This is a genomic window from Massilia sp. 01N417 (assembly GCF_056399645.1).
This window is the reverse complement of the sequence record NZ_JBFTRS010000006.1, coordinates 189,490-212,552: the sequence shown is the minus strand read 5'-3', so window position 1 is coordinate 212,552 and position 23,063 is coordinate 189,490. Positions and strand designations below refer to the sequence as shown.

Genomic DNA, 23,063 nt, shown 5'->3' with positions numbered 1-23,063 from the left:
TTTAAACGTCACTTATTGGCGGCTTAAAAGCGGGCGGCTTAAAAGCCGGCGATATCACGGCCGATGCAGGTCGATCACCTTCATGATCGCCAAGGTGGTGTCGAGGCTCATCTCGCCGGCGCGCATGGCGTCCGCGAGCTGGGCGCGCGGCAGGCTGGCGGCGGCGGCAAGCAGCGGCAGGCCGTCGGAGTCGGCCACCCTGGCCAGGGCCACGGTCATGGCTTCGGCATCGCCGCTTTCGAAGGCGTCGGCCAGGCAGGCGGCGACGGCTTCCAGTGTGTTCAGGGTATCGGACATGGCCTCAATCCTCGGGCGGCTTTTGTGGCTTGGCACCCTTGGCCTTGGGTTCGCGCGGCGGCGGCGGCGGGGTCATCATGACCGCCGGCTTTTCGTCCTTGCGCAGCACCTGCACGAAGATCTCGTTCTGCTTGATCATGCCGAGTTCGTAGCGGGCGCGCTCTTCGACGGCTTCGGTGCCGTCCCTCAGGTCGCGCACCTCGGACTCGAGCTTGGCGTTGCGCGCCTTCAGCTGGTCGGTGCGGGCGCGGCTGGCGGCCAGCTGGCGCTCCAGCTCGCCGACGTCGAGCCAGCCCCCTTTCCCCAGCCAGAGCGGGTACTGGATCAGCAACAGCAAAGCGGCAAGGGCAAGGGTGATGATGCGCATGGTGAGATGATGTAAAAATTCGGAAGACAATCCGGCCGGCCCCTTGGCCGTGCGGAATGGCTCCCGAATCTTCGGCTACTGCCTTACTCGATTACTTCAGGTTGTAGAACGCGTCGCGGCCCGGGTAGCTGGCGATGTCGCCCAGGTCTTCCTCGATGCGCAGCAGCTGGTTGTACTTGGCCATGCGGTCCGAACGCGACATCGAGCCGGTCTTGATCTGCAGGGCGTTCAGGCCAACCGCGATGTCGGCGATGGTCGAGTCTTCGGTCTCGCCCGAACGGTGCGAGATCACGGCGGTGTAGCCGGCGCGCTTGGCCATCTCGATGGCGGCGAAGGTCTCGGTCAGGGTGCCGATCTGGTTGATCTTGATGAGGATCGAGTTGGCGATGCCCTTCTGGATGCCCTCTTTCAGGATCTTGGTGTTGGTGACGTACAGGTCGTCGCCCACCAGCTGCACCTGCTTGCCCAGGCGGTCGGTCAGGATCTTCCAGCCGTCCCAGTCGCCTTCGGCCATCGCGTCTTCGATCGAGATGATCGGGTACTTGTCGCACCAGGTGGCCAGCATGTTGGTGAAGTCGGTTGCCGACAGCTGCAGGCCGCCTTCGCCTTCCAGCACGTACTTGCCGTCCTTGTAGAACTCGCTGGCGGCGCAGTCCAGGCCGATCGCGATCTGGGTGCCGGCTTCGTAGCCTGCCTGCTCGATCGCCTGCATGATCAGCTTGATCGCTTCTTCATGGTTGGCGACCGACGGAGCGAAACCACCTTCGTCGCCGACGGCGGTGTTCAGGCCCTTGCTGTGCAGGATCTTCTTCAGGGTGTGGAACACCTCGGCGCCGTAGCGGATGGCTTCCTTGAAGGACGGTGCGCCGACCGGGATGATCATGAATTCCTGGATGTCCAGATTGTTGTCGGCGTGGGCGCCGCCGTTGATGACGTTCATCATCGGCACCGGCATCTGCATCGCGCCCGAACCGCCGAAGTAGCGGTACAGCGGCAGGCCGGCTTCTTCGGCGGCTGCCTTGGCCACGGCCATGGAGACGGCCAGCATCGCGTTCGCGCCCAGGCGGCTCTTGTTCTCGGTGCCGTCCAGGTCGATCAGGGTGCGGTCCAGGAATGCCTGTTCGTTGGCGTCCAGGCCCATGATGGCTTCGCTGATCTCGGTGTTGATGTTTTCGCAGGCTTGCAGCACGCCCTTGCCGAAGTAACGCTTCGGATCGCCGTCACGCAGCTCGATCGCTTCGCGCGAACCGGTCGATGCGCCCGACGGCACGGCGGCACGGCCCATCACGCCAGATTCCAGCAGCACATCGCACTCGACGGTCGGATTGCCGCGCGAGTCGATGATTTCGCGGCCGATGATATCAACGATAGCACTCATGGTTTTTCAGTCTCCAGAAAGTAAAGAAATCGTTACCCGTCGTTCCCGCGAAGGCGGGAACCCAAGTTTGCACGAGCAGTCGAGATGCAAGCAGAACTTGGACCCCCGCCTTCGCGGGGGCGACGTAATTTATACGTGCGTGTTCTTAATACGTGCAGCAGCTTATTCGAAGTTGGATTCGATAAAGCCAGCTTTTTTAACGATACGATCGATCTCGACCAAAGTCGTCAGCAATTCCTTCATGCGCCCCAGCGGCACCGCATTCGGACCGTCCGACAGCGCGCAGGCCGGGTTCGGGTGGGTCTCCATGAACAGGCCCGACACGCCGGCGGCAACCGCGGCGCGCGCCAGCACCGGCACGTGTTCGCGCTGGCCGCCGGACGAGGTGCCCTGGCCGCCCGGCAGCTGCACCGAGTGGGTCGCGTCGAACACGATCGGGCAGTTCGATTCGCGCATGATGGCGAGCGAGCGCATGTCCGACACCAGGTTGTTGTAGCCGAACGAGACACCGCGTTCGCAGGCCATGAACTGGTCAGGCAGGCCCACTTCGGCAGCCGCCGCACGGGCCTTGTCGATCACGTTCTTCATGTCGCCCGGCGCCAGGAACTGGCCCTTCTTGATGTTGACCGGCTTGCCCGAACGCGCGACGGCGTTGATGAAGTCGGTCTGGCGGCACAGGAAGGCCGGGGTCTGCAGGACGTCGACCACGCTGGCCACCACCGGGATCTCTTCCTCGGTGTGGACGTCGGTCAGGACCGGCACGCCGATCTCCTTGCGCACGTCGGCCAGGATCTCCAGGCCCTTCTCCATGCCCGGACCGCGGAACGATTTGCCGGACGAGCGGTTGGCCTTGTCGAACGACGATTTATAGATGTAGGGGATACCCAGCGCGCTGGTGATTTCCTTCAGCTGGCCGGCGACGTCCATCGCCATCTGGCGCGATTCGATCACGCAGGTACCGGCAATCAGGAAGATCGGCTGGTCGAGGCCGACTTCGAATCCGCAAAGCTTCATGCCACTTCTCCTTGCACGGCCGGGGTGTTGGCGGCCTGTTTGTTGTCGGCCTGGTGGACCAGGGCCGCCTTGATGAACGAGGTGAACAGCGGGTGGCCGTTACGCGGCGTCGACTTGAACTCCGGGTGGAACTGCACGCCGATGTACCACGGGTGGGTTTCGCGCGAGAGTTCCATGATCTCCAGCAGGTCTTCGTTCGGCGTACGGGCCGACACCACCAGGCCGGCCGCTTCGATCTTCGGCAGGTAGTAGTTGTTGCCTTCGTAGCGGTGACGGTGACGCTCGGTCACGACGTTGCCGTAGATCTCGGCGGCCAGCGTGCCCGGATTCACCGCGCAGGTCTGGGCGCCCAGGCGCATGGTGCCGCCCAGGTCCGAATTCACGTCGCGCTTCTCGACCTTGCCGTCGTGGTTCTGCCACTCGGTAATCAATGCGACGACCGGCTGGTCGGTCTCGGGATCGAACTCGGTCGAGTTGGCGTTCGGCAGGCCGGCCACATGGCGCGCGTATTCGATCAGCGCGACCTGCATGCCCAGGCAGATGCCGAGGTAAGGGATCTTGTTCTCGCGGGCATAGCGCGCGGCCATGATCTTGCCTTCCACGCCGCGCTTGCCGAAGCCGCCCGGCACCAGGATGGCGTCGTACTTGGCCAGGTGGGCGCAGCCGGTGCTCTCGATCTCTTCCGAGTCGATGTACTCGATGTTGACGCGGCTCTCGGTGTGGATGCCGGCGTGGCGCAGCGCCTCGGTCAGCGATTTATAGGACTCGATCAGGTCGACGTACTTGCCGACCATGCCGATGGTCACTTCGTGCTTCGGGTTCTCCAGCGTGTGGATCAGCTTGGTCCACATCGACAGGTCGGCCGGCGGCGCATCGATGCCCAGCGCTTCCAGGATGATGTCGTCCAGGCCCTGGTCGCACAGCACCTGCGGCACCTTGTAGATGGTGTCGACGTCCCACACGGAAATGACGGCCTGCTCTTCGACGTTGGCGAACAGCGAGATCTTCGCGCGTTCGTCGTCGGGGATGCGGCGGTCGGCGCGGCACAGCAGCGCGTTCGGCGAAATACCGATCTCGCGCAGTTTTTGCACCGAGTGCTGGGTCGGCTTGGTCTTCAGTTCGCCGGCGGAGGCGATCCAGGGCACCAGGGTCAGGTGGACGAAGGCCGCGCCCTTGCGGCCCGAGCGCAGCGACAGCTGGCGCGCGGCTTCCAGGAAGGGCAGCGACTCGATGTCGCCGACGGTGCCGCCGATCTCGACCAGCGCCACGTCCACGCCTTCGGCGCCGCGGCGGATGAAGTCCTGGATTTCGTTGGTGATGTGCGGGATCACCTGCACGGTCTTGCCGAGATACTCGCCGCGGCGTTCCTTGCGGATCACCGATTCATAGATCTGGCCGGTGGTGAAGTTGTTCACCTTGCGCATGCGGGTGCTGATGAAGCGCTCGTAGTGGCCGAGGTCGAGGTCGGTCTCGGCGCCATCGTCGGTGACGAACACTTCGCCGTGCTGGGTCGGGCTCATCGTGCCCGGGTCCACGTTGATGTACGGGTCGAGCTTCAGGAGGGTGACTTTGAGACCGCGCGATTCGAGGATCGCGGCGAGGGAAGCGGCCGCGATCCCTTTACCCAGGGAAGACACGACGCCGCCAGTGACGAATACGAATTTGGTCATTGTGCAGAAGGTGCCGAACGGCACGCGCGGGAAATTGAAATTATACCTTAATCCTGCAAATACTTCTTCAGTACAACTTGGCAACAGGTCGTAAAGGCGCACCACGGCGTCGCTTTCGCGCCAAGACGTGGCATATCCGACTCAGCCTGCATCGACAGCTCTTGCAAAAATTGCCAAAATGTGAAGACGGGCCTTACACTTGCATCTTTCTTCCATGCCAACATCGAGCCCGGACCATGATCGAGCAAACCCTCGAAAAGGACACCACCCTGCAGCTGGATGACGAGGCGCCGCCGGCCTTCGGTTTCAGCGGTAGCGGCGCCGAATATTTCCGCATCTGGATCGTCAACCTGCTGCTGACCGTGGCCACGCTCGGCATCTACTCGGCCTGGGCCAAGACCCGCCGGCTCCAGTATTTTTACCGGAACACCCAGCTGGCCGGCGCGAGCTTCGACTTCCGCGGCGATCCCAGGGCCATCCTGCGCGGCCGCATCCTGGCCGTCGTACTGCTGGTGGCCTACCACTACGCCTTCGGCTTCTCGCTCAAGGCCGGGGTGGTGGTGGTCGCCGTGCTGCTGGCCGGGCTGCCCTTCATGATGCTGTCGGCGCTGCGCTTCCGGCTGTCGAACGTCTGGTACCGCGGCCTGCCCTTCGGCTTTTGCGGCAGCGTGCGCGATGCCTACCGCGTCTACCTGCTGCCGGTTGCCGTGTTCGTGCTGCCCGGCGCCATGATCGCGCTTATGCCCAATAGTAAATTCTCCGGCGCGGCCTTCCTGCTCTACCTGGCCTGGCCGCTGATCCACGGCGCCACCCGCTGCTACCAGCAGGAGCACCTCATGTACGGCAACCAGCGCGCCGGCTTTTCGCTGACCACCACCGAACTGGCGACACCCTATCTGCAAGCCGTGTTCGCCGCCATGGCATTGCTGCTCCTGTTCGCCGTCACGGTCATCGTAGGCATGAGCCTCGGCAAGCCGCAGGGCATGAACCGCTTCGTGTACGTCCTTATCGTCATCGTGCTGGCCTACCTGATGATCGTGCTGACCGGACCGCTCATCGTGGTACGCATGAACAACCTGGCGTGGTCGGCCACCGCCTTCCCCGGCGTCGAGATCGCCTGCACGATGCGCGCCCGAACCTACCTGCGCCTGCAGACCGTCAACGTGGTCCTGACCCTGCTGACCCTGGGGCTGTTCCGTCCCTTCGCCGCGGTGCGCACCTGGCGCTACCGGGTGGCCCACCTGAGCGTATCGGCCCCGGCCGGCCTCGAGCAGGCCGCGCGGATGGCGGTCCCGCGCAGCACGGCGGCCGGCGACGGCGTGGCCGATTTCCTCGGCGTCGACCTGTCCTGGTAAAGCGCATGATGACCGCTCATTTCTTCGACGGGCGCAGCGCGCGCCTGCATCCCGCCCGACTCGACGTGCAGGCCGGGCAGCTCCACGTGTCGACGCCCTCGTTCGTGCGCAGCTACCCGCTCGACGGCGTGCGCCTGGCCGAACCCTTCGCCGCCGCGCCCGCCGTGCTGCGCTTCGAGGACGGCGCCAGTTGCGAAGTGCCGGCCGGCGCCCCCCAGCGCGAACTGCTGGCGGCGATCGGCTACCGCAAGAGCCGCGTGATGCGCTGGCAGGAGCGCTGGCCGCTCACCCTGCTGGCCCTGGTCCTGTTGCTGTCGCTGCTCGCCTTCGTTTATTTCCGCGTGCTGCCGGCAGCCGCCGAACGCATCGCCGCCAGTCTGCCGCCCTCGGTCGACGCCTCCCTCGGCAAGAGCGCGCTGGCCGCCCTCGAGGCCCGCGGCCTGCTGGCGCCTTCGCGCCTGAGCGACGAGCGCATCGCCGAGGTCCAGGCCCTGCTGCCGCGCGTGCTGCCGCGCCATCCGCGCATCCCGGTGCGCCTCATCGTGCGCGACGCGCCGAGGTGGGGCGCGAACGCGATGGCCCTTCCGGACGGCACCATCGTCGTCACCGACATGATGGTGCGCCTGGTCCAGAACCGCCGCAACGAACTGACGGACACCGGCCGGGAACAGCTGGTTGCCGTGCTCGGACACGAGGTCGGCCACCTGGAACTGAGGCACAGCGCGCGCATGCTGGCCAGGTCTTCGCTGACCGCCGCCCTGTCGGCAACGCTGTTCGGCGACTTCAGCGCGGTGGCGGCCGGCCTGCCGGCCGTACTGTCGCAGGCGGAATATTCGCGCGCGATGGAAAGCGACGCCGACCGCTACGCCCTGGCCGTGCTGCGCCATAACCGGATTCCGGTGATGTCCTTCATCGAGGTGCTCGGCAAGCTGGAAGACCAGCACCGCGCGCGCGGCACCACGCCGCAATGGCTGCGCGAGGGCATGGACTATATGTCGAGCCACCCGAAGACGGCCAGGCGGATCCTGGACCTGCAGGACGCAACCGACGACGAGAAAGAGGAAGCGCGGCTTGGCGGAAAGGAGATTGAAGAGCTGTTCCATGCGAAAGGCATGAATTGATAACGAACGGCTAAGGGATGTTGGGCCGATGCCGCAGAATGTTGCCAATATGTTCCCAAAAGCAACAGGAATTACTGCATCGAAAGTACAATCTTTTGTGAATATTCACTAATGGTTTCGCTTTCGAGGACAGTCATGGGTTTTTTCAGTCAATTCAATATCGGTAAACGGCTCGCCATCGGCTTCTCGCTGACCCTGGCGATGGCCGTGCTGATCGCGGGCGTCGGCATGTCGCGCCTCACCAAGGTGGCCAACGAGTCCGCCGAGGTGCTCACCGTGCCCCTGACCAAGGAACGCCTGGTGGGCGAGTGGTATGTGCAGATCTTCGCGGCCGTGCGCCGCACCGCCGCCATCGTCAAGAGCAGCGATCCCTCGCTGGGCGACTACTTCAAGGAAGACGCGGCCGCCACCGGCAAGCGCGCGGCCGACCTGGTCAAGCAGATCGAACCGCTGATCACCGCCGGTGAAGAAAAGGCGCTGTGGGAGCGCATCGGCGAACTGCGCAAGCGCTATTCGGCGGCGCGCGACGCCGCGGTCAAGGCCAAGGCCGACGGCGACACCGAGCAGGCAAGCAAGATCCTCGACGAGAAATTCACCCCGGCCGCCAAGGCTTACCAGGAAGCCGTGCAGCAGCTGGTGGCCATGCAGAACGCGCGCATCGATGCCGCCAAGAGCGACATCCAGGCCGGCGCCGGCGCCAGCGAACGCCTGATCACCGTGCTGACCGTGTGCGCGGTCGCCCTCGGCGCGATCAGCTCGATCCTGCTCACCCGCGGCATCGTCGGCCCGATCCGCGAAGCGGTGGAAGTGGCCGAGACCGTGGCTTCCGGCGACCTCACCCGCCACATCGAGTCGGACGCAAAGGACGAAACCGGCGCCCTGCTGCGCGCGCTGCGCCACATGAACGACAGCCTGGTCGGCATCGTCAGCGAAGTCCGCGGCGGCACCTCGGCGATCCACGGCGCGGCCGGCGAGATCTCGGCCGGCAACCTCGACCTCTCCTCGCGCACCGAGCAGCAGGCCGCCGCGCTGGAACAAACCGCGGCCTCGATGTCCCACCTGACCGACACCGTGCGCCAGAACGCGGACAACGCGCGCCAGGCCAACCAGTTGGCGATCACCGCCTCCAGCGTCGCCACCAAGGGCGGCGACGTGGTCGGCCAGGTGATCCTGACCATGGGTTCGATCAACGAATCGTCGAAGAAGGTCGTCGACATCATCGGCGTCATCGACGGCATCGCCTTCCAGACCAATATCCTGGCCTTGAATGCGGCAGTGGAAGCGGCGCGCGCCGGCGAGCAGGGCCGCGGCTTTGCCGTGGTGGCGAGCGAAGTGCGCACCCTGGCCCAGCGCTCGGCGGCGGCGGCCAAGGAAATCAAGACCCTGATCGACGACTCGGTCGGCAAGGTCGATGCCGGCGCAAGGCTGGTCGACCAGGCCGGCGACACGATGGGCCAGGTGGTGGATGCGATCCAGCGCGTCACCGACATCATGGCCGAGATCGCATCCGCCAGCCAGGAACAGACCGACGGCATCGAACAGGTGAACCAGGCCATCACCCAGATGGACGAAACCACCCAGCAGAACGCGGCCCTGGTCGAGGAATCGGCGGCAGCCGCCGGCTCGCTGCAGGACCAGGCGGCCAAGCTGGCCCACGCCGTGGACGTGTTCAAGGTCGAGCGCCAGGCCGGCCTGGCCCCGGCCGCACCGTCGCGCATCGAACCGGCAGCCGGCCTGCCCGCCGTGCGCCCGCAGCCGGCGCCGAATTCGACGCGCTCTGCAGCCGCCGTCGGCGACGGCTGGGAAGAGTTCTGATTCGTAGGGTGGGCTCTCCGAGCCCACGCCGTATCTGCCGCGCGTGGGCTCGGAGAGCCCACCTTACCTCCATCTGAAGATCGTGCGCGTCCGAACGGAGTTTGTCCCGACTCGGGTTATCCTTGCGCTTCCAGATCAAGGAGGTGGAGATGTCCTACGAGGAAAGAGACGACTACGGCATGTACAAGAACAAGCACGGCAAGGGCCCGGGCCCGGAACTGATGGGCACGAATACCCTGATCGGCGACCATGTCCATAACCTGCAGAACGAGCACCTGGGCGTCATCAAGGAGTTCATGGTCGACATGCGCAGCGGCGCCATCGCCTATGCCGTGATGTCCACCGGCCGCTTCCTGGGCCTGGGCGAAAAGCTGTTCGCGGTGCCCTGGCAGGCCCTCACGCTGGATACGCGGCACAAGCGCTTCACGATGGATATTCCGAAGGAACGCATCGAGAATGCGCCCGGATTCGATACCGACCACTGGCCGGACATGGCCGACCTCGAATGGGTCGGCGTGGTGCATGACTACTTCGGTACGCGCACGGCATGAACGTCGTGCGCGCAGCATGCACGTCGTCCCCGTGCCCGGGGACGACGTAGCGAGGCTTACTTCTTCGGCGCCATCAGATCCAGCAGGATCGCAGTCTCGGCCTTGATGGTATTCACCACGGTCGGCTTGAAGTCCGGCGCCCATTGCGGCGAGTGGGTTCCCGGCAGCGGTTCGCCGGCCTTCTTCGCGGCTTCCAGGCGCTTGCCGTCGACCGCGCCGACGTGCAGCAGGATCGCCTTCACGCCCGGCTGCAGGCCGTACTGCGAGAAGTCTTCCGAGGTCATCTTGGCCGGCATCTCCTTCACGAACGCGGGGCCGACGGCGCCCTCCACCACTTTCACCATGCGGCCGATCAGCTCCGGATCGTTGTAGACCGAATCGGTGCCCGGCTCGACGACCACCAGCGGCTCCTTCGGCGCGCCGGCGGCCATGGCTTCGCCCTTGGCTTCGCGCGCGATGCTGGCCAGGATGCGCTTGCGCACTTCCGGTTTGAAGGTACGCACCGACAGCTGCAGCTTGACCTGGTCCGGAATGATGTTGGCCACGGTGCCGCCGTGGATGCTGCCCACGGTGATGACGGCCGGGTCGATCGGGTTGTTCTCGCGCGAGACCAGGGTCTGCAGCGCCAGCACGATGCGCGCGGCGATCACGATCGGATCGCGCGCCTCGTGCGGCACGGCGCCGTGGCCACCCTGGCCGTTGACGGTGATGGTGACCACGTCGGACGACGCGCGGAACGGGCCGGCGTGGTACATGATCGTACCCGACGGCATGGTGGCGTCGTCATGGAAGGACAGCGCGTAGTCAGGCTTCGGGAAGCGCTTGAACAGGCCGTCCTTCAGCATCGCTTCGGCGCCGTGCACGGTTTCTTCCGACGGCTGGCCGATCAGCATCAGGGTGCCGCTCCAGGCCTTGCGGTTTTCCGCCATCAGCTTGGCGGTGCCGTACCAGGCCGACATGTGCAGGTCGTGGCCGCAGGCGTGGGCCAGGGCGACGGTCTCGCCGGCGGCGTTCTTGGTGGTCGCCTTGCTGGCGAACGGCAGGCCGGTCTTTTCCTGGACCGGCAGCGCGTCCATTTCGGTGCGCAGCATCACGGTCGGGCCGGGGCCGTTCTTCATGATCGCGACCACGCCGGTGCCGCCGACGCCGGTGGTGACCTCGAAGCCCAGGTCCTTGGCCAGCTTGGCCAGCTTGGCGGCGGTCTGGTGTTCGGCGAAGCCGATTTCCGGGTTGCGGTGCAGGTCCTGGTACAGGCTTTCGATTGCCGGGTAGTTGGCGTTCAGCTGTTCCGCGAAGGGTGCGGGCAGTGTTGCGGCGCCGGCGCTGGCGCCGATGAGTCCGGCCAGGAACAGGGTGTTACGGAGGATGCTGGATGACTTCATTGCGTATTTACTCTTTGCGTGATGAACAAAAAAGCGGCGGGCGAGCCCCGCCTTCTTTTTTTACGCTAACAGATCATGCCAAATGCAACAATGTTCAATTTAACAATCCTACGAGGAAAGTGTCGGATATTCCCTACAAAATGTTGCAAAAATTTTTCCATAAGGAATTTTTTCATTCCTGAAAGAAATTTCCGTCAGTACAATTCAGTCTTCTCCGGTCCGGCCACCAAAAACACGTGTTTACGCTCCAGCTCGAGCACTTCCTTCACGCGTGGCCGGCCGCAATTCGTACAAAGGAATATCGATGGGATTCGTTGCAAACATCAAGATCGGCAAACGCCTCGGACTCGGCTTTGCCGTCATTCTCGCGATGACGGTGGTCATTTCCGCCGTCGGCGCCTGGCGCATGGCCCAGGTGGCCGACGCGACCAAGAACATGATGGCCGTGCCGCTGGCCAAGGAACGCCTGATCACCGACTGGTACACGCTGAACTTCGCGTCGATCCGCCGCACCGCGGCCATCGCCAAGAGCTCCGACCCGTCGCTGGGCGCCTACTTCAAGGAAGACTCGGCCGCCTCGGTGAAGAAAGCCGCCGAGCTGCTCAAGCAGATCGAGCCGCTGATCGCCGCCAGCGGTCCGGAAAAGGAGCTGTTCGCGAAGATCCTGGAACAGCGCAAGGTGTACAGCGCCTCGCGCGACGGCACCGTCAAGGCCAAGGCCGACGGCAACGCGGAAGAAGCGGCGCGCATCCTCGACAAGGAATTCACCCCGGCGGCGCAGAAGTACCAGGACCTGCTGCAGCAACTGGTCACCATGCAGCGTAACAGCATGGACGCCACCGCCAACGGCATCGACAACAACGCCGACAACGCCACCAACCTGATCATGATCCTGTGCGGCTGTGCGGTGCTGCTGGGCGGCGTGATCTCCTGGGTGCTCACCCGCGGCATCGTGCTGCCGATCCGCCAGGCGGTCGGCGTGGCCGAAACCGTGGCGAGCGGCGACCTGACCCACGACATCGTCGCCAGCACCAAGGACGAAACCGGCGCCCTGCTGCGCGCCCTGCGCCACATGAACGACAGCCTGGTGGGCATCGTCGGCCAGGTCCGCGGCGGCACCGACACCATCGCCACCGCCTCGCGCGAGATCAGCGCCGGCAACCTCGACCTGTCGGCCCGCACCGAACAGCAGGCCGGCGCGCTGGAAGAAACCGCGGCCTCGATGGAAGAACTGACCACCACCGTGCGCCAGAACGCCGACAACGCACGCCAGGCCAACCAGCTCGCCATCGCCGCCTCCCAGGTGGCGACCCAGGGCGGCGCCGTGGTCGGCGAAGTCGTCACCACCATGGGCGAGATCAACGATTCGGCCAACAAGATCGTCGACATCATCAGCGTCATCGACGGCATCGCCTTCCAGACGAACATCCTGGCGCTGAACGCCGCTGTCGAAGCGGCCCGCGCCGGCGAACAGGGCCGCGGTTTCGCGGTCGTGGCGGGCGAAGTGCGCACCCTGGCCCAGCGTTCGGCTGCGGCCGCCAAGGAAATCAAGGAACTGATCACGGCCTCGGTGGCCAAGGTCGACACCGGCGCCAGGCTGGTCGACCAGGCCGGCGCGACCATGGAACAGGTCGTCACCAGCATCCGCCGCGTGACCGACATCATGGGCGAGATCACCAGCGCCAGCCAGGAACAGACGGGCGGCATCGAGCAGGTCAACCAGGCCATCGGCCAGATGGACCAGGTGACCCAGCAGAACGCGGCCCTGGTCGAAGAAGCGGCCGCCGCCGCCGCCTCGATGCAGGACCAGGCCGCCAAGCTGGCCGAGGTGGTCAGCGTGTTCAAGCTGGACCGCTCGCACGACTTCGGCGCAGTGGCCGCGCCGGTCAAGGCCGCGCCGGCGCGCCCGGCCCTGCCGCGCGCCAGCACGCCGGTGGTGAAGGCTGCTTCGGCCAGGCCGGCCAGGACGTCGAAGCAGGCGCTTGAGGCGGATTGGGAAGAGTTTTAAGCGTTAGCTTGTAAACGCCGCCCCCGCGAAAGCGGGGGTCCAGGTTCCGCCGGCGCGGTCGAAACGCGAACAAACTTGGGTCCCCGCCTTCGCGGGGACGACGGTGGAGTTTCGCGGGAATGACGGCTACACGCTAACAAAAATCCCGGCTGCGCGTATCCAGATTCCCCAGCAGGTGCGACATGTCCACCAGCCGCTTGGCCACCAGGTGGCGCACCTCCCCTTCCCTCTGCCACACGCCGTACACGCCCAGCAGGTGCGCATTCAGCACCTCGCGGCGCTGTTGTTCGACCAGGCTGGCCCACACGATCACGTTCACGTTCCCGGTCTCGTCCTCGATGGTGAGGAAGAGCACGCCCTTGGCCGTGCCCGGACGCTGGCGCACGGTGACGATGCCGCAGGCGCGCGCCAGCTGGCCGTTGGCGAAATCCATCAGCACCTCGGCCGGCAGGAAGCGCTTCGCCAATAGCTGCGGCCGCAGCAGCGCAAGCGGATGGCGGCCCAGCGTGAGCCCCTGGGCGCGGTAGTCGCCGACGATCTCCTGCCCTTCGCTGGGCGCCGCCAGCAGCGGCACGTCTTCTTCCAATGAGGCGGGGCGCAGCAGGTCCTTGTCCGGCACCGAACCTACCGCCTGCCACAGGGCCTGGCGCCGGTGTCCGGCCAGCGCCCGCAGCGCATTCCCGCCGGCCAGTACCTGCAGGTCGCCGCGGTCCAGGTTCGCGCGCCGCGCCAGGTCGGCCGTGTCGAGGAAGGGGCGGATGGCGCGCGCCAGCTCGATGCGCTCGGCCGCCTCCTTGCCCATCCCGCGCAGCAGGTGCAGGCCGAGGCGCACCGCCGGCTGGGTGGACGAGGGCTCGCCCGTTTCTTCCAGCGCCGACTCCCAGCCGCTGACGGCGACATCCACCGGGCGCACCTCGATGCCGTGGCGGCGCGCGTCCTGCACCAGCTGCGAGGGACTGTAGAAGCCCATCGGCTGGCTATTCAACAAGGCGCACAGGAAGGCCGCCGGCTCGTGGCACTTCAGCCAGGAGCTGGCATAGGCCAGCAGCGCGAAGCTGGCCGCGTGCGACTCCGGGAAGCCGTATTCGCCGAAACCCTGGATCTGGCTGAAGATCTGCTCGGCGAAACTCAGGTCGTAGCCGCGCTTGAGCATGCCGCCGACGATGCGCTCGTAATACTTCTCGAGTCCTCCCTTGCGCTTCCAGGCCGCCATCGCGCGGCGCAGCTGGTCGGCTTCGCCGGGCGTGAAGCCGGCCGCCAGGATCGCCACCTGCATCACCTGCTCCTGGAAGATCGGCACGCCCAGCGTGCGCTCCAAGGCCACCTTCATTTGCGGACTCGGGTAAGTCACCAGGGACGGATCCTCGCGCCGCTTCAGGTAGGGGTGCACCATGCCGCCCTGGATCGGCCCCGGACGCACGATGGCCACCTGGATCACCAGGTCGTAGAACCGGCGCGGCTTCATCCGCGGCAGCATGCTCATCTGGGCGCGCGACTCGATCTGGAAGACGCCCACGGTATCGGCCGCGCGGATCATGCGGTAGGTGGCCGGGTCGTCGTGCGGGATGTCCTGCAGTTCGAACACCATGCCGTGGCGCCGGCCGACCAGCTCGAGCGCACGACGCAGCATCGACAGCATGCCCAGCGCCAGCACGTCGACCTTCATCAAGCCCAGCTCCTCGAGGTCGTCCTTATCCCACTGGATCACGCTGCGCTCCGCCATCGTCGCGTTCTCGATCGGCACCAGGCGCGAGAGCTTCCCGCGCGCCATCACGAAACCGCCCGGATGCTGCGACAGGTGCCGCGGGAATCCGAGCAGGCGCTGGGCCAGCGAAGCCCATTGCTGCGACAGCGGCGCTTCCGGATCGAGGCCGCTCTCGGCCAGGCGGTTCAGCAGGTCCGCCTTGCCGTCGAACCAGTGGTGCTGCTTGCAGACCTTCTCGATGATGGCGAGGTCGATGCCGAGCGCCCGCCCGCTGTCGCGCAGCGCGCTTTTCGGGCGGTAGCTGATCACCACCGCCGCCAGCGCGGCGCGGGTGCGTCCGTATTTCTGGTAGATGTACTGGATGACTTCTTCGCGGCGCTGGTGTTCGAAGTCGACGTCGATGTCGGGCGGCTCGTTCCTCTCCTTCGAGATGAAACGTTCGAACAACAGGCTGGCCCGCGCCGGGTCGACCTCGGTGATGCCCAGGCAGTAGCAGACCGCCGAGTTGGCGGCCGAGCCGCGGCCCTGGCAGAGGATGTGCCGGGAGCGGGCGAAGCGCACGATGTCGTACACGGTCAGGAAGTAGTGCTCGTAGCGCATTTCGGCGATCAGCGCCAGCTCGTGCTCGATCTGGGCCTGCACCTTGGCCGGGATGCCGTCGCGGAAGCGCCGGTGCGCGCCGATCCAGGTTTCGCTGCGCAGGTAGCTGGTGGCCGTGTGGCCGGGCGGGACCACTTCGTCCGGGTATTCGTAGCGCAGCTCCTCCAGCGAGAAGGTGCACAGGCCGGCGATGCGCAGGGTTTCCTGCAGCGCGGCGCGCGGATAGATGTTGGCGAGGCGCACCCGCGAACGCAGGTGCTGCTCGGCGTTCTGGGCCAGCTGGTAGCCGCATTCGGCGACCGGCTTGCCGATCCGCGTCGCGCTCAAGGTATCCTGCAAGGGCTTGCGGGAACGCACGTGCATCACCACGTGGCCGACGGCGACGATCGGCAGGCCGTGCTGCCAGCCGACTTCCTCGACGGTGGCGCGGTGGGCGTCGTCGAAGGCGCGGTGCAGCAGGTTCAGGCCGATCCAGGTGCGGCCCGGAAAGGTCAGCGCCATCCAGGCCGCCTGGGCGTGCAGGCGGTCGACGCCTTGCTGGTCGTGGCCCGGATAGGCAGGCAGCAGGATCGCCAGGCAGTCCGGCATGCCGTTTTCCAGGTCGGCGGGATGCAGCAGGTAAGTCCCCTTCCCGCTGCGGGTGCGTCCGAGCGTGATCAGTTCCGACAGGTTGCCGTAGCCGTTGCGGTTTTGGGCCAGGAGGATGAGGGACAGCGCATCGGCGCCGTCCGGGTGCTTCAGGTGGAAATGGGCGCCGATGATGAGCGGCAGTTTTGCGCCCTTCGCCTCCGCATGCGCGCGCACCACGCCGGCCAGCGAGCACTCGTCGGTGATGGCCAGCGCCGCATAGCCCAGCTGCACGGCGCGCGCCACCAGTTCTTCCGCGTGCGATGCGCCCTGCAGGAAAGAGAAGTTCGACAGGCAGAACAGCTCCGCATACTGGGGCAGGCCAAGGTGCAGGCCAAGTTGGGAAGATGGCTCGGATGGCATCGTGTGTCTGGGCAAATAGGTCTACAATTGTCTTGAAAAAAGACAACACTGTATAAAAACACAGTATAACTGACGACTTCAGCATTTGCGAACATGCACGTACACGAATTGATTTGCTTCGGGGCGCATCCCGGCGACGGCAACCCGGCGCTGGTGATCGAGGACGACGGCATGGACCCGGCCGCCCGCCAGGCCTTTGCCGCCGCGCGCAACACGACCTGCGTCTTCCTGTCCCCGGACCAGCAGGTCGACTACTACTATCCGCACATGCGCAGCCCGCTCTGCCTGCATGCGACCTTGGCGGTGGCCGCAGTCCTGTTCAGCCGCGCGCAGGCCATGCGGACGATCAGCGTGCGCACCGCCATGAAGGGCCAGGCGCTGGAACTGTCGCGCGAGGACGGCCGCTATTTCGTGAAGCTGGCGCCGCAGGCGGTGCCGCAGGCCGCCATCGGCGGCGACGACATCGCGGCCCTGCTGAACGCCCCCGGCCTGGCCCTGGCCTCGCGGTCGCGGGTGGCCTCGGTCGGCAGCCCCAAGCTGCTGGTCGAGGTGGGGGATGTGGACACGCTGTACGGCCTGGCGCCCGACCTGGCCGGCATCGCGGCCTGGGGCAAGGCGAACGGCGTGAACGGCCTGTATGTCTATTGCCGGCTGGCGGAAGGCATCTATGAAGGCCGCAACTTCAACCACCTCGATGCGGCGCTGGAAGACAGCGCGACCGGGGTGGCGGCCGGCGCGCTGGCCGCGGCGCTGGGACATGGCCTGGTGCTGCGCCAGGGCCGGGCGACGGGACGGGATTGCCTGATCCAGGCGCGGGTCGAGGATGGCGCCATCCTGGTCGGCGGAGCGGCCGAGGGCTAGCATGCATCCGGCCATCAGGTTGATCTCGCTTGCCGCCCTGCTCACCCTGGGCGCCTGCGCATCGAAGACGGTGTCGCGGATGGGCAGCGCCGCCGCCTCCCCGCTCAACGATCTCGGCATCACGAAACAGGAGATTCCGGCCGTGCTCGAGAAAGCCAAGGAAGACCCTTACCGGCCGCCGGCCAGCCGCAGCTGCACCGCGATCGCACGCGAGATCCGCGAACTCGACGAGGCGCTCGGCCCCGACTACGACGCGCCGCCCTCGGCAAAGGACGAGGACAGCTTCATGAACAAGGCGTCCGACGTGGCGGAAGACCAGGCCGTCGGCGCGGTCCAGCGCACCGCCGAAGGCCTGATCCCCTTTCGCAGCTGGGTGCGCAAGCTCAGCGGCGCCGAGCGGCATTCGAAGCACGTGTCCGCCTGCATCACGGCCGGGTCGGTGCGCCGCGCCTACCTGAAAGGCCTGGCCGCTTCGCAGCGCTGCGCCTTCATGCGCAAGCCGCCGTCCTTGCCCGCTTCGGCTTCGTCTTCGCCGACGCATTGAGCGCGGCCGCGGCGCGGACCAGCGCCTTGAAGGCTTCGGCATCGACTTCCTCGCCTTCGCGGATGTCGATCGCGCGCCGCGCATTCCCATCCAGGCTGGCATTGAACAGCTTTGCCGGATCGTCCAGCGAGGCGCCCTTCAGGAAGGTCAGCTTTACCCAGGACTTGTAGGACTCGCCGGTGCAGAGGATGCCGCCGTGTTCCCAGACCGGCGTGCCCATCCACTTCCAGCTCTCCACCACATCGGGGATGGCTTCGTGGATCAGCGCGCGCATCCGCGCCAGGGTCGCGCCGCGCCAGTCCCGCAGGCTGGCGATGCGCTCGTCGATCAGTTCGGAGGCCTCGCTCATGCCGTCTCCCCTTGCCCGGCCAGCACCTGATCGAGCGACGCGAAGAACTTGTTCCAGCCGTACTGGGCGCCATGGTAGGCCTGGTCCTGGTCCGGACGGAAGCCGCTCTGTTCCATGCGCAGGCGGGTGCCGGCGCCGCTGGGCGTGAGGGTCCAGGTGACCACGCTGTCCAGGCCCATCGCGGCCCAGGTATAGGACAGGCTGCGCTGCGGCTCGATCTCGAGCACCCGGCAGTCGACCGAGCCCCAGTCGCCGTGCAGGCTGAAGCGGTGGTTCGCGGCCGGCACGAAGTCGTTCTTCATCAGCCAGGCCTCGATCAGGTGCGGCTGGGTGAGCGCGCGCCAGATCTTCTCGGGCGCATGCGCGAACTCGCGTTCGACGGTGACGGTGCGGAGTTCGGAAGCAAGCTGCGGCGAAGCATTCATCATTGATCCATCCTTTTCAAAAGGTCATCGAGCTCATCGAACCGGCTCTCCCAGAACCGGGACATCTGCTGCGTCCAGTCGACCAGCGGGGCGAGCGCTTTCAACCGGGCGGAATAATGGGTCTGGCGCCCTTCGTGCCGGTCGCTGACGAGTCCGGCCTGCTTGAGGATGCCGAGGTGCTTCGACACGGCCGGCTGCGAGATCCCGGCCTGGGCCGTCAAGGCCCCGACGGTCTGCTCCCCTTCGCGGCACAGCCGTTCGAACAGGGCCCGGCGGGTGGGGTCGGCGAGGGTCCTGAAAATGGTGTCGGGGGTGTCGGGCGTGTCGGGTGTCTGTTCCATCTGAATTCATAACTGAATGGTTATGAATTAAGTATAACCACGCGGTTATGAATAGGTCAAGCGGAACTAAAGCCATGTCTGCCAACTCTGCTAACAAGGGACGATGGACAAGGAGGAGCTCACGATGAACGGATCCGGAAAACTCGCCGGCAAGCGGATTGCCGTGCTGGCGGCGGACGGTGTCGAACAGGCGGAACTCGATGCCGCGCTGATGGCGCTGAAGAACGCGGGCGCGCACTCCGCGCTGGTGGCCCTGCGCGCCGGCCGGCTCCGCGGCATGAACGGGCACCAGCCGGCCGAGCTGGTGCGGGTCGACCGGACGGTCGATGCGGTCCGCGCGGACGACTACGACGGCCTGCTGATTCCCGGTGGCTATATCGCGCCAGACCTGCTACGCCAGTCGCTCCCTGCGCGCGAGTTCGTGCGCGCCTTCGATGCCGCCGGCAAGCCGATCGCGGCGATGTCGCACGCGGCCCTGCTGTTGGTCTCCTGCGGGCTGGCGGCCGGGCGCACCCTGACCTCCTGGCCGGGCGTGCGCGACGACCTGGTGAATGCCGGCGCCATCTGGCGCAACCAGCAGGCCGTGCGCGACGGCCGCCTCCTCACCAGCCGGACGCCGCAGGACGCCATCGCCTTCGCCCATGAACTGGCGCCCTTCCTGGCCGGCGAGGCCGAAGCCGCTCCCGCCACGATGCCTGCCGATTCCGATCCGCCCCAGCAGGCGCCGTCCGAACTGCCCGACCAGTCGCTGCGCTGGCTGGCCGCGCCCTCGCTCGGCGCCATGCTGAGCCTGGCGATCGTCGGCGTCGGCGTGGTCGCCGCCAACCGCAGCCTGCGCAAGCGCGAAGCCCGCGAAGCGGCGCCCGTGCCGCCCTCGCCCTCGGCCGGCCCGGACGGCTGAGACCCGGCCGCGGATTGCCGTCACGCGCTTCTGGAGCAGGCACCGGGCTTCATGATATCTTGGCACCAACTGGCTAGCCCATCCAACGGAACTGGCCCGCCTCTCCAGGAGCGTGTTCATGCTGGTCGTGCGCGTCATCGTGCTTGCCGTGCTGTGTCTTCCCGGCCTCGTTTGCGCGGCGCCGGTTCGTGTCGTGCTGGACGAAAACTATCCCCCCTTCGTCCACCGCAATCCCGACGGCTCGCTGGAAGGCTACACGGTCGACCTGTGGCGCCTGTGGGAGCGCAAGACCGGCAGGAAGGCCGAGCTGGTGGCCGTCAACTGGGCCCAGGCCCAGCCGATGCTGGAAGCCGGCCGCGCCGACGTGATCGACACCATCTTCCGCACCGACGCCCGCACCGCCACCCTCGACTTCTCGAAGGCCTACGCGACGGTCGCCACCGCCATCTACGCCGACGCCTCGATCAGCGGCATCCACGACATCGCCAGCCTCAAGGGTTTCGAGGTGGGAGTACAGGCCAACGACGCCTGCGCCGAGGAGCTGCTGCGCCAGGGCGTCACCGGCGTGCGGATCTACCCGACCTACCGGGCCCTGGTCGACGCCGCCGCCCGCCAGTCGATCAAGCTGCTGTGCATGGACGAATACTCGGCCGACTACCGCCTCTACCAGCTCGGCCTGCAGCGCCAGTACGTGAGGGCCTTCGAGGTCAGGCGCAACGGCCTGCGGCGCGCCGTCAGGAAGGGCGACGACGCCACCCTCGCCATGGTCGAAGACGGCATGGCGAAGATCACGCCGGCCGAACTCGGCGCCCTGCACGACAAGTGGATGGGCCGGCCCCTGCCCTTCATGCGCATCGCCGAACGGCTGCTGGCGGCCCTGCTGGCGCTGGGCGTGCTGGTGCTGATGCTGGGCTTCTGGCTGCGCTCGGTGCGCAAGGCGGTGCGCGTCCGCACCGCCGAACTCGAACGCGAGAAGGCACTGCTGCGCACCCTGGTCGAGAGCAGTCCCGACGTGATCTGGCTGAAGGACCAGGCCGGCACCTACCTGGCCTGCAATGCGCGTTTCGAGGAACTGGTGGGTAAGCCGCGCCAGGAGGTCATCGGCAGGCGCGACGAGGACCTGTTCCCGCCGGCCTCGGCCGAGACCATGCGCAGCACCGACCTCGCCTCCCTCGATCGCGGCAAGCCGCTCGCCCACGACACCCACGTGACCTCGGCGAAGGATGCGAAAGAACATACCTATGAAACCATCAAGACCCCCATCGTCGAGGCGGACGGCAAGGTCCTGGGCGTACTGGGCGTCGCGCGCGACGTGACCATGCGCATCGAACACGAACGCACCATCCGCCGGCAGGAACGCCTGCTCACGGAGATGAGTTCCCTGGCCCGGATCGGCGCCTGGGAGCTCGAACCGGCGACCGGCCACCTGGAATGGACCGACGAGGTGATCCGCATCTACGAGCTGCCCGCCGCCCGCCCGGTGACGCTCGAAGCCTGCCTGGCCTGCTGCGTCGTGGACGACCGGATCCAGGCCGAGCGCGCGCTCGCCGAGGCCGAGTCCGAGGGCAAGCCTTTCGACCTCGAGCTGCGGATCGTCACCCCCGCCGGCACCCGCAAATGGATACGCGTGCTGTGCAGTCCGATCATGGCGGACGGCCGCACGATCCTGAGCGGCACCGTGCAGGACGTGACCCACCAGCGCGACCTCGAAGAATCGATGCGCATGGCGAACCTGATCTACCGCACCAGTTCGGAAGCGGTGCTGGTCACCGACGAAGCCAACCGCATCGTCGACGCCAACCCGGCCTTCACGCAGCAGACCGGCTACACGCTGGACGAGGTGGCCGGCCGCGAACCCCAGCTGTTCGAGTCGAGCATGCACGACCAGGGCTTCTATGCCTGCCTGCGCGGGACCCTGGCCGCCCGCGACCACTGGCAGGGCGAGATCCAGGACCGCAACAAGGACGGCAGCGTCACGCCGAAGTTCGTCAACATCCGCGTGATCCGCCATCCGGACGGCCGCATCTACCGCCATGTGATCCAGTTCCGGGACATCGGCGAGCAGAAGCAGAAGGATGAAGTCATCTGGCGCCAGACCAACTTCGATCCGCTGACCGGCCTGCCGAACCGGCGCCTCTTCCTCGACCGCCTGGAGCAGGAGATGCGCAAGGCCCAGGGCGCCGGGCACCGGCTGGGCGTGCTGCTGCTCGACATCGACCGCTTCAAGGACATCAACGACGCCTACGGCTACGCCAGGGGCGACGAGGCCCTGGTCGAGCTGACCCGGCGCATGGCGCGCCGCGTCCCCGCCGACGCCGGCATGGCGCGCCTGGGCGGCGGCATGTTCGCCATTGCGCTCGGCCAGGGCGACCAGCAGCTGCACCTCGAGACCGTCGCCGGCGCCCTGATCGACGCGGTGGCGGCGCCGCTGGGTCTCGGCAGCGACGAACTGGCCTACCTGTCGGCCAGCATCGGCATCAGTGTCTATCCCGACGACGCCTGCGACCCCTCCACCCTGCTGGCGAACGCCGAGCATGCGATGTACCTGGCCAAGCGCGCTGGACGCGGCCACTTCCAGTATTTCACCGCCTCCCTGCAGCAGCAGGCGTCCTTCAAGCTCAGGCTGACCAACGAGCTGCGCATGGCGCTGGCGCGGCGCCAGCTGCACGTGCACTACCAGCCCATCGTCGAGACCACCACCGGGCGCTTGCGCAAGGCCGAGGCCCTGCTGCACTGGGAGCATCCGGAATTCGGTCCGGTCAGCCCGGCCACCTTCATCCCGCTGGCCGAAGAGACCGGCCTGATCGACGAGATCGGCGACTGGGTGCTGGGCGAAGCCATCGCCGACATCGAACGCTGGCGCCGGAAATACGACTGCATCATCGAGCTGAGCGTGAACATTTCGCCGCTGCAGTTCGAGCGCCAGGGCCCGCTGCCATGGCTGGAGCGCATCCTGCGCTCCGAGCTGCCGTCGTGTATTACCGTGGAGATCACCGAAGGGGTGCTGGTGAGCGACACCGGCCAGGTTTCGCGCTGCCTGGGCGACCTGCACGAAGCCGGCGCCAGGGTCTCGATCGACGATTTCGGCACCGGGTTTTCCTCGCTCGCCTACCTGAAGCATTTCGACGTCGACTACCTGAAGATCGACAAATCCTTCATCGTCCAGCTGGCCGACGACGATGGCGACAAGGCGCTGACGGAGGCCATCGTCGGCCTCGCCCACCGCCTCGGCATCGAAGTGATCGCCGAGGGCGTCGAGACCGGCGCCCAGCGCGACCTGCTGGCCGCCTTCGGCTGCGACTACATCCAGGGCTGGTTCTACGCGAAAGCCCTGCCGCGCGAAGCCTTCGAAGATTACCTGGAACGGCATATGGCGTTATCATAAGAGT

19 protein-coding genes are annotated in these 23,063 nt (G+C 66.4%); 9 read left to right on the top strand and 10 right to left on the bottom strand.

From position 1 onward, the window contains the following. Window positions 1–54: 54 nt before the first annotated feature. The 5 genes from AC1DOQ_RS09260 to AC1DOQ_RS09240 form a co-directional block, all read right to left on the bottom strand. Complete coding sequence (locus AC1DOQ_RS09260) at window positions 55–297, bottom strand: hypothetical protein (RefSeq protein WP_477362417.1); 243 nt, start codon at window positions 295–297, stop codon at window positions 55–57. A gap of 4 nt (window positions 298–301) precedes the next feature. After that, window positions 302–664, bottom strand: a complete 363-nt coding sequence (ftsB, locus tag AC1DOQ_RS09255) for a cell division protein FtsB (RefSeq protein ID WP_477362415.1) — start codon at window positions 662–664, stop codon at window positions 302–304. A gap of 91 nt (window positions 665–755) precedes the next feature. Continuing rightward, a complete protein-coding gene (gene eno / locus AC1DOQ_RS09250) occupies window positions 756–2,042 on the bottom strand; it encodes a phosphopyruvate hydratase (RefSeq protein ID WP_477362413.1) in 1,287 nt (428 codons plus the stop codon). Window positions 2,043–2,204: 162 nt separating this feature from the next. Next, a complete protein-coding gene (gene kdsA / locus AC1DOQ_RS09245; RefSeq protein ID WP_477362411.1) occupies window positions 2,205–3,056 on the bottom strand; it encodes a 3-deoxy-8-phosphooctulonate synthase in 852 nt (283 codons plus the stop codon). Next, window positions 3,053–4,726 carry a CTP synthase gene (locus AC1DOQ_RS09240; RefSeq protein ID WP_477362409.1) on the bottom strand — a complete coding sequence of 558 codons (1,674 nt, stop codon included), beginning with the start codon at window positions 4,724–4,726 and terminating at the stop codon, window positions 3,053–3,055. The genes kdsA and AC1DOQ_RS09240 overlap by 4 nt, the downstream gene beginning before the upstream one ends. Window positions 4,727–4,962: 236 nt before the next feature. On the opposite strand from AC1DOQ_RS09240, the gene AC1DOQ_RS09235 reads away from it, so the two are divergent. The 4 genes from AC1DOQ_RS09235 (at window position 4,963) to AC1DOQ_RS09220 (ending at window position 9,568) form a co-directional block, all read left to right on the top strand. Further along, window positions 4,963–6,081 carry a YjgN family protein gene (locus AC1DOQ_RS09235; protein WP_477362407.1) on the top strand — a complete coding sequence of 373 codons (1,119 nt, stop codon included), beginning with the start codon at window positions 4,963–4,965 and terminating at the stop codon, window positions 6,079–6,081. Between the two features lie 5 nt (window positions 6,082–6,086). Beyond that, complete coding sequence (locus AC1DOQ_RS09230) at window positions 6,087–7,202, top strand: M48 family metallopeptidase (protein WP_477362405.1); 1,116 nt, start codon at window positions 6,087–6,089, stop codon at window positions 7,200–7,202. A 135-nt stretch (window positions 7,203–7,337) separates the two neighbouring features. Next, window positions 7,338–9,017, top strand: a complete 1,680-nt coding sequence (locus tag AC1DOQ_RS09225; RefSeq protein ID WP_477362403.1) for a methyl-accepting chemotaxis protein — start codon at window positions 7,338–7,340, stop codon at window positions 9,015–9,017. A 149-nt stretch (window positions 9,018–9,166) separates the two neighbouring features. Beyond that, a complete protein-coding gene (locus tag AC1DOQ_RS09220; protein WP_477362401.1) occupies window positions 9,167–9,568 on the top strand; it encodes a PRC-barrel domain-containing protein in 402 nt (133 codons plus the stop codon). A gap of 56 nt (window positions 9,569–9,624) precedes the next feature. Here the strand turns inward: AC1DOQ_RS09220 and AC1DOQ_RS09215 are convergent, their stop codons facing one another. Continuing rightward, the gene (locus tag AC1DOQ_RS09215; protein ID WP_477362399.1) at window positions 9,625–10,950 is read right to left on the bottom strand and encodes an amidohydrolase; all 1,326 of its coding nucleotides are present in this window, start codon (window positions 10,948–10,950) and stop codon (window positions 9,625–9,627) included. Between the two features lie 304 nt (window positions 10,951–11,254). On the opposite strand from AC1DOQ_RS09215, the gene AC1DOQ_RS09210 reads away from it, so the two are divergent. After that, entirely contained in the window at window positions 11,255–12,958 is a 1,704-nt protein-coding gene (locus AC1DOQ_RS09210; protein ID WP_477362397.1) for a methyl-accepting chemotaxis protein, read from the top strand. Window positions 12,959–13,091: 133 nt separating this feature from the next. Here AC1DOQ_RS09210 and AC1DOQ_RS09205 read toward each other — a convergent pair whose 3' ends face one another. Further along, window positions 13,092–16,253 carry an error-prone DNA polymerase gene (locus tag AC1DOQ_RS09205; RefSeq protein WP_477362395.1) on the bottom strand — a complete coding sequence of 1,054 codons (3,162 nt, stop codon included), beginning with the start codon at window positions 16,251–16,253 and terminating at the stop codon, window positions 13,092–13,094. Window positions 16,254–16,346: 93 nt separating this feature from the next. On the opposite strand from AC1DOQ_RS09205, the gene AC1DOQ_RS09200 reads away from it, so the two are divergent. Both AC1DOQ_RS09200 and AC1DOQ_RS09195 read left to right on the top strand, forming a co-directional pair. Next, window positions 16,347–17,114 (top strand): PhzF family phenazine biosynthesis protein, encoded by a 768-nt coding sequence (locus AC1DOQ_RS09200; protein WP_477362393.1) that lies wholly within the window; start codon window positions 16,347–16,349, stop codon window positions 17,112–17,114. Between the two features lies 1 nt (window position 17,115). Next, window positions 17,116–17,658: a hypothetical protein gene (locus AC1DOQ_RS09195; protein ID WP_477362391.1), complete on the top strand. Its 543-nt coding sequence runs from the start codon at window positions 17,116–17,118 to the stop codon at window positions 17,656–17,658. Here the strand turns inward: AC1DOQ_RS09195 and AC1DOQ_RS09190 are convergent. Genes AC1DOQ_RS09190 through AC1DOQ_RS09180 form a run of 3 tightly spaced genes read right to left on the bottom strand, consistent with a single transcriptional unit; the run spans window position 17,603 to window position 18,773 of the window. Beyond that, entirely contained in the window at window positions 17,603–18,007 is a 405-nt protein-coding gene (locus tag AC1DOQ_RS09190) for a DUF1801 domain-containing protein (RefSeq protein ID WP_477362389.1), read from the bottom strand. The genes AC1DOQ_RS09195 and AC1DOQ_RS09190 overlap by 56 nt on opposite strands. Beyond that, a complete protein-coding gene (locus AC1DOQ_RS09185; RefSeq protein WP_477362538.1) occupies window positions 18,004–18,432 on the bottom strand; it encodes an SRPBCC family protein in 429 nt (142 codons plus the stop codon). Before AC1DOQ_RS09185 ends, AC1DOQ_RS09190 begins: the two co-directional genes overlap by 4 nt. Continuing rightward, a complete protein-coding gene (locus AC1DOQ_RS09180; protein WP_477362387.1) occupies window positions 18,432–18,773 on the bottom strand; it encodes an ArsR/SmtB family transcription factor in 342 nt (113 codons plus the stop codon). The genes AC1DOQ_RS09185 and AC1DOQ_RS09180 overlap by 1 nt, the downstream gene beginning before the upstream one ends. A 124-nt stretch (window positions 18,774–18,897) precedes the next feature. Between AC1DOQ_RS09180 and AC1DOQ_RS09175 the strand changes: the two genes are divergently transcribed. After that, complete coding sequence (locus tag AC1DOQ_RS09175; RefSeq protein WP_477362385.1) at window positions 18,898–19,674, top strand: type 1 glutamine amidotransferase domain-containing protein; 777 nt, start codon at window positions 18,898–18,900, stop codon at window positions 19,672–19,674. Window positions 19,675–19,792: 118 nt separating this feature from the next. After that, window positions 19,793–23,059: an EAL domain-containing protein gene (locus AC1DOQ_RS09170; protein ID WP_477362383.1), complete on the top strand. Its 3,267-nt coding sequence runs from the start codon at window positions 19,793–19,795 to the stop codon at window positions 23,057–23,059. Window positions 23,060–23,063: the final 4 nt, after the last annotated feature.